We start from the raw sequence: 14,621 nt of genomic DNA, 5'->3' as shown, positions 1-14,621 counted from the left end.
TGTTTTGTAATAAATTCATATGAAAAAAAGGTGCTTATAATAAGCACCTTTTTTTTAGAAAGTGTAATGTCCTGATAGCCCCAAAGAAAATTGCATTGCTTTCTCTATATCAATATTGTCAATAGCAAGCCTCATAGCAAACCATGAGTTACTGTATTGAATTTCAGGGGAAAGGTGTTCTAAATCTAGCATTAACGTAAGTACGCTAGTTTCAAATTCGATTTCTGCACCAGCATAATAAAAGTTAACATCCCCTTGTCGCTTATAACGAGCAAGATAACTCATAGTAAAATGTTCACTACTCAAGCTTTCATCTAGGTAATGTGCAAGTAAGTTAACCTGTTCAGGCAAGGTAAAGTCAAAATCTTTAGCACCAAAAACGCCACGGTACAGGGGTAAATATGACTTACCACCAAGGCTATTGATAAAAGTACCATCGGTATCGACTTTCCCTTGGCTAAAACCTAAACTTTTCATGCTAAATTGTGAATATAAATCTTTAATATCAACACTGATATCAAATTTATCAGTTACTTGCCAATTAATAGCTAAATCAAGAGTTATGCCATAACCATCGGTTTCCCAGTTATTGTTATTGGTGTGTTTTAAAAAATTTTTATCATTGTAATACTCACTAAGCTCCGCTGTACCAGTAATGTTATTATTGTCATCACCAAAAATTTCACCGGTAATTTGAGACTCCCTGCTGGCACTAACATCCCAGTAGCCAATATTAATTTCAGTAGAAAAATCGTCGAGCTGCCATTGATAACCAACCCTAAAGCCATTACTACGTTGGTGATGTAACTTTAACGCAAGTTGATAATTATCTTGTGTGATGAGCGGTTGATCAGTTCGTTCTAAATAAAAAGCTTGCGCGGTATCGGGGTTAGTATATACAAAGTAATCAATTCGGTGAGCAACGTTAAAATTTAAATTTCCCCAATAAGCTTTTATGCCTGTTTCATTTTGGGTAAAACCAATGCTTGAATCTGTTGCGGGGACTTGTAGCCAATCGTCTTCAATAAGTTGTTTTATCGGTAAAATATTACTGAATGATTCACTCAGTACATAAGCTGAAACATGATTGTTTTTGAGTTGTTTATTGTTAGCGTGCCCTTTATTTGCCCAAATCAAGGTAAATAAAAAAGTTAACGTAACAGCACAAAGTAAATTAATCTTCACTAAGATTCCTTATTGGAAGAAAATGATCTTTTGTTAGCTTATAAAAAATGCCAGTCATCAATGACTGGCATTTTAATTTAACCTAAACGACTATCGTTTAGTAGTTAATAGCGAAGTAAAATTTATAAACTTTCTTCTTCTTGCACACCATCATTATCAATGTCTGCGTAAACGATAAAAATAGCACCATCTCTATCTTCAATAATTGCAGCTTCTATTGCTGTAGGACCAACAAGAATACGACCAATAACTTGTGTAGTAGATGTATCATCTTCATCTGGTTCATTTAGTACTAAGACTACACCATCAGCGTTATTAGCCGTTAAACGACCTTCCACTTCGGTATTGTAATGCGCAGTAAATGAACGCTGTGTGTCAGCACCGGGTAAACGGTAGCTCATACTAAGGTCAAAAGCACCATCTTCAAGGGCAGTTCTATTGCCTGAAAGTTGTAACTTCACTTGGTAGTCACCTAAGATAGCTTCTAATGTTAATGCAGCATTAATATTAAGAAAAATATCTTCGTCTTCTAACAAGTCGTTAGAATCAGCTTCGATGTTGTAACCATCAAACATGGTGGTTCCAGCTGATAATGAGTCTAAGGTATCTTTATCAAAATCAGTTTCAACTTGACCTATACCATCCCAATAATAGGGTTTAGCAGCGTAATGATTTGCTCCGTTGTTAATAAAGCCCTGATAAACATCAATTGCACTACTGACTGTTAATGGGTTAAAGGGTAAAGGATTCCAATTCACAGTAGCCCATGATTCAGCGGTCCAATCAAAATCATTGTATGAAGTAAATTCAGTGACAACCCAGCTATTTTCATCAAAACCGACCACGTTGCCATCTGCATCCACTAAGTTGCCGTCATCATTAAAGCCGTGAACAGTGTTGAATCCGCCAAGATAGTAAGCAATTATGATGTCTGCTTCTCCAAAACCGACTTCACCGTCCACTTGGTAGTCCATTGGCATAAGTTTAAGTTGAGAATTAACTTTACCCCAAGGCCCTTGTGCCATTCTACTAACAATAACTTGTGGCACATCTAATCCAATATCGGTGACTTTTGACCAAATAGATTCAGTGGACGTACCATCTTCATCTATTTTTTCTTCATCAGAGTTAAAGTTACTACCGACTTCACCGGTAAAAGTGTAGGTGGCAGTATAAGCATCTTCAATCGTTGCAGTTACCGTATTGGCATCAGCACTCACTTCAACCGTTAATACATCTTTGATTAATGCTTGAGTAATGTAACCATCTAAAGAGGTGACCGAACCGTCCTTTAATGCCATTAATTCTTCTTCATTAAAAAAGACAGAAACTTTACCTAAGCTAGTTTGAGTTGAGATTTCACCACCCCAATCATTGTCAATTTTTTGAGCATATAAATCAGCAGCATTATTAATCATATCAAGGTTATATGGCATAACCCAAGATTCGCCGGAAAATTCGACAAAATCGTCAATACTATTGAAAGTGCCTATAACCCATGCATCATCAAAATTACGTGCAGTACCATCGGCTTGTAATAACTGGCCATCAGCATCTAATAAAGCCGCTGTGTCGTATTCATAACCTTTTTGCCAGTGCCCAATAACAGCTACTTCAACAGAATCATCTGTGCCATCTGCATTAGTATCAACAGGAGTGAATTTAGTCGACCAAGCCCAAAAACTATCAGTTTTTTCTATTAGACCGGAAATAGAATAGGTAACAACGTCACCTAGTGTACGTATCATCTCTGTTTCAATGAATGATTCGCCCCACGGATGCGTTTCTGGAACCGCTGGAATATTGCTTGATGTATTAGTCCATTCACCGTCACCCGGTGTAAAAGTACGAGTTAGAGTATATGGATTGGTTGCTATATCTGAGGGGGAAACAACAATAGTATGCTTATCTGCAGATACATTAACAGCAAAAACACCCGGTACTTCTTTACCTATATATTTAAATTTCGGTGCTTGGTAGCCATCAAGGTTATCAATATTAACAGTCAGTGTTGCGCTGATTGAATCACCTTCAAGCGAGTTGAAGGCACCACTGAGCGTTAACATCTCAGGTAGTGCCAAGGTTTCTAGCTCTGGACGGCCATAACTAATAATGTCTTGATTATTTTTGTCATCCCAACTTCTTTGCTCATCAAGAGTGCGCTCTCCTACCATTAATAATTTTGTTTTTACCATACCTTCAAAAGTTATTGGATTAGTAACTAAACCTACTTCTTTTTGCGCTAATGATAAACTTAACTCTAATTCACCAGAAATAATCTCACCTTCATAAGTATCATTTTCTAATGCATCACGAGAAGCTGCAGTATCAAGGTTAACTTTAGCGAAACTACCTTCGTTCAAGGTAAATTTGGCGCCGGCAGATTCAAGTAAACCATCAATGGTTAAGGTGATACTTTTCTTATCATCTGAAAATTCAGCAGAGGCATTTAGTGTGGCTTTTTCAGTGCCTGAAACGGCTTCAACCTTAAACAGAATACCATCAGTTGCTGTGCGTTCATCAAAAGTGATAGTGCCAACAGCACCCGCTGTGGTGGTTAGGTAGCTCGCAATAGGAACCCCTAGTGCTGCGGCTTCTGGGCTTAGAGTTCCTGCATCATATTGTAAACTTAAATCAGCTAAGGCAGTACTTATTTGGGCGAGTAATGCAAAGTTATCCCTTTCTGTTTGCATCATGATACCGGCATTGTCGAGCAGGGCCACGTATTCATCACCTTGGGTTTTAATGCCTGCACCTTCAGTGGAGGTCTCATCAAACAAGTGAGTAAATAAGCGTACATCTTCGACCATCGCCTTAGCTTTAGCTACGGCATCACCTTCAGTAACGACATCAACAACGACTATAGCAAGGCCGTCATCACCAACATTCGCTTCTTGATAAGCTTGTTCATTAACAAGTTGTGTTGTTAGGGTTACTAAGCTTATTTCACTCGTTAAAGTACCGTCTGCAGTAATCAGCTCAGCGGCTAATTGAGCTGCTTCACCTGCACCCTCTAGTACTTCAGCTAAGGCTAATTCAAAACCATCATCATCGTCTTGAGTAACTAATAATGCACCATCATTTGCAACTAAATCAGCAGCGACTGCAGCAAGTTTACTTGATAAAACATCAGTTCCATCGGTTTCACCTGAAAAGAGTGCCGCCATGATGCCAGCATTGATTAAACCATATCTTAATTCTTCAGCATTATCTTCAGCTGCAACCGCGCTAGCATTATCTGTTACTGTTGGCTCTAATAGTGTTATATCGCCTGCAATACCAAAGGTACTGGCAATTTTTGCTGAATTTTCTGTGACAGACTCAGCATTAATGGTATCACTTGCTTCAATTAACTGAGCGGCTAAGTGCGTTAGTGCAGATACATTAACTTTAACTTCACCATTGCTACTGCTATCGACTATTGAAATAGCATCTAATTTGAAGTTAGGATCAAGCGCTGTTAAATCAATTGGTTCACCAAACTTAATATCATCACCACAACCAGCAGGAGCATCACAACTCATCGTGGTTGGCTTCTCAGGGTCTTTACTTGGTGATAATTCTATTTTAATTGGGCCATCATAATCTAATACGGTAAAAGTATAAATTCCATCACCATCGGTGCTAATATTTGCATCTTTTAATTCAGTGTCAGATAAGGGAATTGGGGTTCCATCAACATCAAATTTGTATACCTTTACTACAGCATTAGTTAATACCCCTTTAATCGCTTTACCATTAACGGTGGTTTCAGTTACAACAGGCGGTAGTTCATCAGGAGGTATTGTTGTATTAGAGCTATCTGAGCAGGCGCCAAGGGCCGAGGCAAGTGCAAGTGCTATTACATGTTTATTGAGGTTCACAGAATATCCTTATCTAGGTTGATAGTAACCGCTCCTACATAGTACATAAGAGTGAAAACTATATTTTATATGTATAAAGTCCATTAAAAGGTAGTTCGCTATCGGCGTAATTACAATGTAACTAACATGTCATTTCACCTCTTTTTGTGTGATTTTCTGGCATAGGTGTACATATTTGTCGATTAGTTATTGTAATTAAAACTAAAAAATTATACTTTCTGTTTCAAGCTGAATTGTATTTAATAATAGATAAACTCTTTCGTAGATAATCCCGTGTTATTTACATTTTGATCGCATGTATGCTTTATACTTTTACATCCACGACTTTATCATCACAAATAGGAGTCTTATGAGGCTTTCAACAGCAATTTTAACCGCACTTTCAATCTCATTATTAACCGTTAGCTTAAGTGCTTCAGCATTAACATCAGTTGACAGTAATTCAGTGAGCAGTCATAAAACTGAATTAACTATTGAAGAGCAGCGAGTAAAAAAAGCGCAACAAGCAATGCCGATGTTAAAAGGTTATTTTGATTGGTCTGATTTTAAGAGCGATTGGTCAATGGTTAGCGACTTTTCCATTGCACAGCGCGCTATGAACGAACTAGGTGATGAGCTTTGGCAATACAGTAAACAGCAAGCCCAATTAGGAAATATCGTAGATGATAGACCTTTATATTGGACTAGGTTAGCTATTCAATCATTTATTAAATCAACTCAAAATCGCTTTACTTCAATCGAGCTGGAAAGCTTAGTTGAAGTCTTTGAAAAAAGTTCTCGTGGTTACAGTGATATGGGCTATGTTAAATCGACAGAGAAGCGCATGTTTTTAACGGGTTTTGATCCTTTTCTACTTGATCGAAACTTAAAGCAATCTAATCCCTCAGGTCTAGCTGTTCTCTTACTTGATGGAACTGTCATTGAATATAAGCAAGGTGGTAAAACTATTACGGCAGAAATTAATACTGTCATGGTGCCAGTGCGTTATGCCGATTTTGATCAGGGCGAAATTGAAAATCTACTTGCGCCTTTTTATGCCCTTAATAGCGTTGACCTAATTTCGACAATATCGATGGGTCGTAGTGATTTTGATTTAGAGCATTTTCCGGGCTTAAGACGTAGTGCAACGGCTCCAGATAACGTCAATGTCTATACGGGCGCTAATAAAACTAACCCTTTAGTGCCTAGTTTACTTGCAGCGTCACTAATAGGGGATGAATTTGTACTGTTTAGTTTACCTTATAAAGCGATGATGAAGGCTAAAGGCTCTTACAAGGTAAACGATAATCGTGGCGTAACTATTTTAGAGGCAGGTGAAGCAAAGGATATTACCGCTAATAGCTTATCTGAGCTTACTGATAAAGTATCAGTACAAGGTGGCGGCGGTGGTTATCTTTCGAATGAAATTTCATACCGCAGTATTGTTTTACGTAATCGACTTGGCTCTACCATACCAACGGGGCACATTCATACGCCACGTATTAGTGGTTTTGACGCTGGAATTAACCGAAAAATAACAACGCAAATTGAAGCTATGTTAGTACAAGCATTAGCAGAAATATAAAGGAAGATCAGTAGTGTCTTTACATAGAACGAGTAGAAAATATCACAAATGGTTGATGCTTTTTGTCGGACTGCAGCTATTAACCTGGTCTATTACCGGGACGTATATGGTGTTAATGGATATTGATTATATTCATGGAGATACCTTAGTTGCTAAAAAGCAAAAAACACTCACCGCTGAACAAGTTGAATACTCTTTTAAAGAGCTACTGGAAGTACATCCTCAGGCGACAGCAATAGAACTTGGCTTTATGTTAAAGAAAGCTGTTTACCGCTTTAATGTTGATAAAAAGAAAGTGCTAGTTTCAGCGTTTGATGGCCAGCAACTATCGCCAATTAACGAGCCGCTAGCTATTTCTATCGCTAAAGAGCTGTATAACGACAAAAGTGTCACTATAGCCAAGGTTGAGTTGCTTACTGATAATTCTCCGGGTGAGCTAAGTGGTAGACATCTACCCGTATGGCGCATAGATTTTGATGATTTCGCCAGCCCTAGCTTTTATATTAGTGCGAACTCGGGCCAATTAGTAACGAAGCGGCATAACTTTTGGCGCTTATTTGATTGGATGTTTGTCTTTCATGTTATGGATTATACCGACGGGGAAGCTGATAATAAGTTGTTATTGTTATTTACTGTGTTTGCTTTTATCGCCAGTATATTTGGCTTAGTACTAACTTATTATCGTCTTGCTCCTCAGCACCGTCCTTCTAAAAGATCGGCGTCGAAAAATAAACCAAGTAGAAGAAAGCTTAAAGATGATAAGGCTGAGGCAACCAATGAAAAAAATTAATAAGCATAAGTCGAAGTTATTTAAGTTATCAACAGTTAAGTCATTGCATAAATGGTTATCGCTGTTAGTTTTTATACAATTGTTCATTTGGCTAGGTACGGGCTTGTTTTTTAATTTGATGGATCACAATAAAGCCCGTGGTAATCATAATAAGCAAACTGTTGTCACCCAACAAATTGATAGCCAGCGTTTACTCAACTCCAATTCAATCATTGCAAAAAGTAATACCCAAGTGAGTGAAGTTGTTTTGGTGCAGCGATTAGGACAGCCTTACTACTTATTAACCCATGATAAGGGACTTTATAGCCATTTCAAGAGCGACTATAGCTTGGTTGATGCCTATGCAGGAACAGAGTTAGTCGTTGATAGTAATGTCGCAAGTAGGCTAGCACAAGCAAGCTATAAAGGTTCTGGAGATATTAGCGGGGTAGTTAAACTTGAACCACCTATTGCAGATATGCTCAAAGAAAAAAATACCGTTTGGCAGGTCAACTTTTCAGATGACTTAGAGACGAGTGTTTATGTGGATGCGAGTTCAGGACGTTTAGTCGGGCACAGTAATGAAGATAAACGATTTGTTGATTTCTTCTTTATGCTGCACTTTATGGATTACCCTTTTCTAGGTGAAGGCTCGGTAGGTGGTTTTAATAATGGCCAAATAACCTTCTTTGCTTTATTAACATTAGCCTTTTGCCTAACGGGTTTTATTTGGGTCATTGAATTACTAAGGAAGGGGCGCTACAAATTTAATTGATAACATGCGTGATAGGTAATTGAATAATGTCGTGGTCATTTCGGTGATCACTTTAACTAAAATTATTGCGAGTAGCTCACTTCGTGAAGATACTTTGGAGCGGAGTGTTTTCTATTTTTGATTTTCTGTTTTATATTTTCTGCTTTGATTTTATTAAATTGCAGACACAAAAAAACGAAGGACGAGTTGAACTCATGCTTCGTTTTTTTAGATTAGCTTATAAGTTAAACTTATACAGCTAGTACGTTTTCTGCTTCAGGGCCTTTTTGACCTTGTTTAACAGTAAAAGTAACTGCTTGACCGTCAGCTAGAGTACGGAAACCGTCTCCAGAGATAGCGCTGAAGTGAACAAACACGTCAGGACCATTTTCTTGCTCTATAAAACCGAAACCTTTAGTTTCGTTGAAAAATTTAACTTTACCAGTAACTGTATCAGACATACTAACATTTTCCTGTAATCATAAAATAATATTGTGGCTCTATCCCAAAATAGGTAGAAACCGTTTTCACCCGAGTAAGTGCCCTCTACCAAAAGTACAGGAAGAGGAAGGAAACAAACCATATTCGACACAATCATTGTTTCAAACAATAGTTTGCATTGTCTAAACCTGCCTGTGTAGAATAATCAGTACACTATGTGCATCAGATAGAAAACTACAACAAAAGTCAGTATAAACCTTCATCTGCAACGCAAGAACTCAACGCGGAAGCAGTCTACCATAGTTGTTTTTAATTTGCTTTATAAAAAAGCAGAATAGTTCAAAATTTCTTTGTTTAAATGAGAGTAACTATCAAAGGCAGTGCTAATAGTCGAATAAGCGGGGGCTTGAGGGAAGGAGGGTGTAGACAATAAAAATGACGGCTATTTAGGGTAGCCGTCATTTTTTCGTTTTTAGCTTATCTATTTAGTTTAACTCTATCAGCTTAACTATTTAAATTAGAGCGCCGCTATTTGTACTTTTTGTTCAAGGATTTTAGCCAATGTTGATTCAGCATCTGCTAATTTTGCTTGTTCTTTTTCAATTACAGCAGCAGGGGCTTTACTAACAAAGTTTTCGTTACCTAACTTTCCGCGAACTCTACCTGCTTCTTTTTCAAGCTTTTCAATGGCTTTGTCTAAACGAGCTAGTTCAGCTTCTTTATCAATTAAACCTGCCATTGGTATCAATACAGATAAATCGCCAACTACAGCAGAGGCAGAAGCAGGACCTTGTTCATCGTCCGCTAATACCGTAATGCTTTCTAATTTGGCTAGTGAACTTAAGAACTGCTCATTTTCATCCAAGCGACGTTGATCGTTTTCATTAACGTTTTTAAGCAATACAGGTAATTCTTTACTTGGCGAAATGTCCATTTCACCACGAATGTTACGAATAGCGATAATGAATTGTTTAACCCATTCTAAATCGTCGATGGCTTGCTGGTCACAATTGTTTTCATTAAATTGTGGGAAAGCTTGAATCATGATTGAATCACCATTTTTTTCAAACTGACTCATTGGCTGAACACGTTGCCAAATGGTTTCTGTAATAAACGGCATGATAGGGTGCATTAAACGAAGTAGACCTTCTAAAACGTTTACTAAGGTATGACGTGTGCCACGTTGTTGTGCTTCATTACCCTTAAATAAAACCGGTTTAGTTAGCTCTAAATACCAATCACAGAACTGGTTCCAAGTAAATTCATACAAAGCTTGTGAGGCAAGATCGAAACGATAAGTATCAAATGCTTCATGTACTGTTTTTACCGTTTGCTCGAATTGACCTATGATCCAACGATCGGCAAGAGATAACTCTATGTCCCCGCCATCTTTCCCGCAATCAAATTCTTCGGTATTCATCATCACGTATCGGCTAGCATTCCATAACTTATTGGTAAAGTTACGGTAACCTTCAAGACGTTTCATGTCCCAGCTAATATCACGACCCGTTGTTGCAACAGATGTTAGCGTAAAACGAAGCGCATCAGTACCGTGTGCTTCAATCCCTTCTGGGTATTCTTTTCTGGTAAGCTTTTCAATTTTCTTGGCAAGCTTTGGTTGCATCATATTGCCAGTACGTTTTTTAAGTAGATCTTCAAGAGAAATACCATCAATCATATCTAACGGATCAACCACATTACCTTTTGATTTACTCATCTTATCGCCATTTTCATCGCGAATAAGGCCAGTCATGTAAATCTTTTTGAAAGGGATTTGTGCTTTACCATTTTCATCTTTGTTGAAGTGCATGGTCATCATGATCATACGTGCAACCCAGAAGAAAATAATGTCAAAGCCTGTTACTAATACATCAGTAGGGTGGAAGGTTTTTAAATCTTCTGTGTTTTTTGGCCAGCCCAAGGTTGAGAAAGTCCATAAAGCTGATGAGAACCAAGTATCAAGAACATCATCGTCTTGACGTAGCTTCATGTCACTAGCAATGTCATTGTTTGCACGTACTTCTTCTTCGGTGCGGCCAACATAAACTTTTTCATTTTCATCATACCAAGCTGGGATTCTATGTCCCCACCAAAGTTGACGAGAGATACACCAATCTTGAATATTATTCATCCAAGAAAAATACATGTTTTCATATTGCTTAGGTACAAACTCTATTTGACCATCTTTAACAGCTTCAACGGCAGGACCTGCTAATTTCTCAACACGTACATACCATTGGTCAGTTAGTAGTGGCTCAATGATAACGCCAGATCTATCACCGTAAGGGGCAACTAAATCATGATCCTTTACTTCAACCAATAAACCGAGTTCGTCAAATTTAGCGACGATAGCTTTACGAGCGACAAAACGGTCCATACCAGCGAATTCGCTTGGTAATTCAGTATCGTAAGCGTTACAGACTTCACCTTTAGTATCATAAACTTCAGCGCTTGCTAAAATAGCGGCATCTTTATCTAAGATGTTAATTTGTGGTAATGCATGACGTTTGCCCACTTCATTATCGTTAAAGTCATGTCCAGGGGTGATTTTTACACAACCCGTACCTTTATCCATGTCAGCATGATCATCACCAACAATTGGAATTAAACGATTTACTAAAGGTAATAATACTTTTTTACCAATAAGATCTTTATAACGTGGATCTTCAGGGTTAACCGCAACGCCAGTATCACCTAACATGGTTTCTGGACGAGTGGTTGCTACCACTAAATAATCAAGACCTTCAGCTGTTTTTGCACCGTCAGCTAATGGGTAACGTAAGTGCCACATGTGGCCTTTTTTATCTTTGTTTTCTACTTCTAAATCAGAAATAGCGGTGTGGAATTTTGGATCCCAATTTACTAGACGTTTACCACGGTAAATAAGGTCGTCTTCAAATAAGCGTACAAATACTTCTTGTACTGCTTCAGACATACCATCGTCCATAGTAAAGCGTTCACGAGTCCAATCGATAGAGTTACCTAAGCGGCGCATTTGTTTACCAATAGTGCCGCCAGATTCTTCTTTCCATTCCCAAATTTTATCGATAAAACCTTCACGACCGTAGTCATGGCGAGTTTTATCTTCTTCTGCGGCAATTTTACGTTCAACGACCATTTGTGTTGCTATACCCGCATGATCGCAACCCGTTTGCCATAAGGTATTTTTACCTTGCATACGTTGGTAACGAATAAGCGTATCCATGATGGTTTGCTGAAAAGCATGACCCATATGCAAGCTACCAGTAACATTCGGTGGTGGAATAGCAATACTGTAACTTTCACCTTCACCCGTTGGGCTGAAGTATCCTTGCTCTTCCCAGCTAGTATAAAGGGACTGTTCAATGTCGGTAGGGTTAAAGGTTTTTTCCATCATTTTATCCGGTAATAGGTTTAATAGTTGTTCGATGTTTTGTTGCCGCACTATTCATTAGTATTTTTTACCAGTGAAGGCTCAACAAAGTAAAATTGCAGCATAATAAATGCAACGTTTATTGAATTAGGTACTTTCGTGTTTATTTAGTCTTTTTTCTACTGTTCGAATTTATTTTTGTGCCAATGATTATGTCAAAATAGCGGCTAACTAGCCGTTTTTTCTACAACGGTTACCGCTTGGTTATCAACTTGAAAACCCCATTGTCGGCAAGTTTTAAAGCGTTCTCTCGCTTGTTGCTTACGTGTTTCATCACTGGGGACGAAATCAACTATGAATTGAAATTGGTTGGCAAAGTTAGGTACTTCACTGTTTAGATTAATAAGCACAGGACGACGCCCTTGCGGTGCTTGATAACCTATTTCAACCATAGCGCCTTGTTTTGGACCTTCACCAACTAGGTTGTGTGGTACAAAACTGTCGCTATCAAATGCCCAAAGCATCTCATCAATTTGTTCAGCATGTTGCTGGTCTTGTGCATAAATATAGACACGCTGATTTTGACGATAGAAATGACTGGCTTGCAAACAGGCATGATAAATCGCAGAACGAGTATCTTCTTCTTTCTCGTCTGTCCCTTCAACTGTAACTTCATCCTTAAGTAGATAAAACATTACTTGGGTTTGCATCATTCTTGCCTAATTAAGTTCGCCTAATTTAAATACTTAAGCCCGAGTAGTTAACTACTCGGGCTTATTCTTTTTCTATCAATTTACTCTGACGATTTACTCGCCTTGTTCTTGACCAGAACGGTTCAGTAAAAACTGCGTTAGCATGCTTACAGGGCGACCTGTTGAACCTTTGTTTTTACCACCGCGCCATGCTGTGCCAGCAATATCTAAGTGCGCCCAGTTATATTTCTTAGTAAATTTAGATAAGAAACAAGCCGCAGTAATAGTGCCCGCTTCTTTGCCACCTAAATTGGTAAAATCAGCAAATGGACTTTCAAGTTGATCTTGATAATCATCCCATAACGGTAAACGCCATGCTCTGTCACCACTTTGTTCTGAAGCATTTAATAACTCATGGGCAAGAGGATTATGACTACTTAATAAGCCGGTTGCATGTGCGCCTAACGCAACAACACAAGCGCCAGTTAACGTAGCTACATCAATAACCGCATCAGGGTTAAAACGTTCAACATAAGTAAGTGCATCACATAATACTAAACGGCCTTCTGCATCGGTATTAAGTACTTCAACTGTTTGACCCGACATAGTCGTTAATATATCACCTGGACGGTATGCGTTACTGCTTGGCATGTTTTCACAGCCAGCTAAAACACCAATAACATTGATAGGTAATTGCAATTCAGCAAGAGCATGCATTGCACCTAATACACCAGCAGCACCGCCCATGTCATATTTCATCTCATCCATGCCTAGACCTGGTTTTAATGAAATACCACCACTATCAAACGTTAATCCTTTACCCACTAATACCAGTGGTTTTGAATCATCAGCAGCGCCGTCATATTTAATGATGCTCATTAGTGATTCATTAACTGAACCACGACCAACAGCTAGGTATGAACCCATACCAAGCTCTTCCATTTCTTTTTCGCCAACAATCGTAGTTGTAACGTTGTCATAATCATTTTCAAGAATCTTGGCTTGTTCAGCAAGATAGGCAGGATTACAAATGTTTGGTGGCATGTTAGCAACATTTTTACAGGTAGTAATACCTTCAGAAATAGCTAAAGCATGAGCAACTGCGCGTTCACCAATAGGTAATTCACGGCGAGTTGGTACATTGAAAATAATTTTACGTAAAGGGCGGCGAGCCTCTGCTTTACGTGTTTTTAAGCTGTCAAAACTGTATAAGCCATCTTGTGCGGCTTCAACTGCTTGGCGAACTTTCCAATATATATCACGACCTTTAACATGTAATTCAGATAAGAAACATACTGCTTCCATTGAACCTGTTTCATTTAAGGTGTTAATTGTTTTGGTAATTATTTGACGGTATTGACGCTCATCAAGTTCTCTTTCTTTACCACAGCCTACTAATAAAACGCGTTCGCTTAAGATATTAGGTACGTGATGTAATAATAACATCTGCCCTGATTTACCTTCTAAATCGCCTTTGCGTAAAAGGTTGCTAATGTAGCCTTCACTGATTTCATCAAGCTGTTCGGCTGTACCGCTCAGTCTGCGTGGTTCAAAAACACCAACAACAATACAAGCGCTACGTTGTTTTTCGGGACTGCCGCTTTTTACACTGAACTCCATGACTTTTCCTTTTACAATTTTATAAGGTGTTTATTTAGCATACATACCAACCGGACTCATTAATTGACCACTTAGCGAGAATTAAAAGGCTTAGAGGCAAGGCATTGATTGAAGAGAATGGTTATTCCCTTGTCAATATCAATAACGCAGCATGTAAGCCTTTTAAACTCGCCCTTCGGGAGGTTATTAGCAAACTGATAACATCACAAAATGAATTAAATATAGAATAACTATGTTTAACTCATTTTACTTGTTCTAAGCTCTGCTAATACAACTCTAAGTTGGTTAATTAATTAATCTGTTTGGTATAATTGCTAAAATAAGTAAAAAATAGCACTCTTGTCTATTCAATTGATATCGCTAAGGGCTATAATTATAGTC

The 14,621-nt window shown here is 38.3% G+C and carries 9 protein-coding genes; 3 read left to right on the top strand and 6 right to left on the bottom strand.

Annotated elements, in window-relative coordinates; all coding sequences use genetic code 11:
- Positions 1 to 54: 54 nt before the first annotated feature.
- A complete protein-coding gene (locus CXF85_RS13120) occupies positions 55 to 1,185 on the bottom strand; it encodes a hypothetical protein (protein WP_101229110.1) in 1,131 nt (376 codons plus the stop codon).
- Positions 1,186 to 1,307: 122 nt separating this feature from the next.
- Positions 1,308 to 5,048 (bottom strand): hypothetical protein, encoded by a 3,741-nt coding sequence (locus CXF85_RS13115; RefSeq protein ID WP_101229109.1) that lies wholly within the window; start codon positions 5,046 to 5,048, stop codon positions 1,308 to 1,310.
- Between the two features lie 349 nt (positions 5,049 to 5,397).
- On the opposite strand from CXF85_RS13115, the gene CXF85_RS13110 reads away from it, so the two are divergent.
- Genes CXF85_RS13110 through CXF85_RS13100 form a run of 3 tightly spaced genes read left to right on the top strand, consistent with a single transcriptional unit; the run spans position 5,398 to position 8,156 of the window.
- Positions 5,398 to 6,612 (top strand): hypothetical protein, encoded by a 1,215-nt coding sequence (locus CXF85_RS13110; protein ID WP_101229108.1) that lies wholly within the window; start codon positions 5,398 to 5,400, stop codon positions 6,610 to 6,612.
- A 13-nt stretch (positions 6,613 to 6,625) separates the two neighbouring features.
- A complete protein-coding gene (locus CXF85_RS13105) occupies positions 6,626 to 7,402 on the top strand; it encodes a PepSY domain-containing protein (protein ID WP_232771188.1) in 777 nt (258 codons plus the stop codon).
- Positions 7,389 to 8,156: a PepSY domain-containing protein gene (locus CXF85_RS13100; protein WP_157829103.1), complete on the top strand. Its 768-nt coding sequence runs from the start codon at positions 7,389 to 7,391 to the stop codon at positions 8,154 to 8,156. Before CXF85_RS13105 ends, CXF85_RS13100 begins: the two co-directional genes overlap by 14 nt.
- A 230-nt stretch (positions 8,157 to 8,386) precedes the next feature.
- Here CXF85_RS13100 and CXF85_RS13095 read toward each other — a convergent pair whose 3' ends face one another.
- From CXF85_RS13095 to pepA, 4 genes are all read right to left on the bottom strand, one after another.
- A complete protein-coding gene (locus CXF85_RS13095) occupies positions 8,387 to 8,596 on the bottom strand; it encodes a cold-shock protein (RefSeq protein WP_011041587.1) in 210 nt (69 codons plus the stop codon).
- 497 nt (positions 8,597 to 9,093) lie between these two features.
- Positions 9,094 to 11,949 (bottom strand): valine--tRNA ligase, encoded by a 2,856-nt coding sequence (locus tag CXF85_RS13090; RefSeq protein ID WP_101229105.1) that lies wholly within the window; start codon positions 11,947 to 11,949, stop codon positions 9,094 to 9,096.
- A gap of 206 nt (positions 11,950 to 12,155) precedes the next feature.
- Entirely contained in the window at positions 12,156 to 12,638 is a 483-nt protein-coding gene (locus CXF85_RS13085) for a DNA polymerase III subunit chi (RefSeq protein WP_232771187.1), read from the bottom strand.
- Between the two features lie 96 nt (positions 12,639 to 12,734).
- Positions 12,735 to 14,240, bottom strand: coding sequence for a leucyl aminopeptidase (gene pepA, locus CXF85_RS13080; RefSeq protein WP_101229103.1), 1,506 nt, complete (start codon positions 14,238 to 14,240; stop codon positions 12,735 to 12,737).
- Positions 14,241 to 14,621 lie beyond the last annotated feature (381 nt).

Source organism: Colwellia sp. 75C3 (assembly GCF_002836255.1).
GTDB lineage: Bacteria > Pseudomonadota > Gammaproteobacteria > Enterobacterales > Alteromonadaceae > Colwellia.
This window is presented reverse-complemented; position numbering and strand designations above follow the sequence as displayed.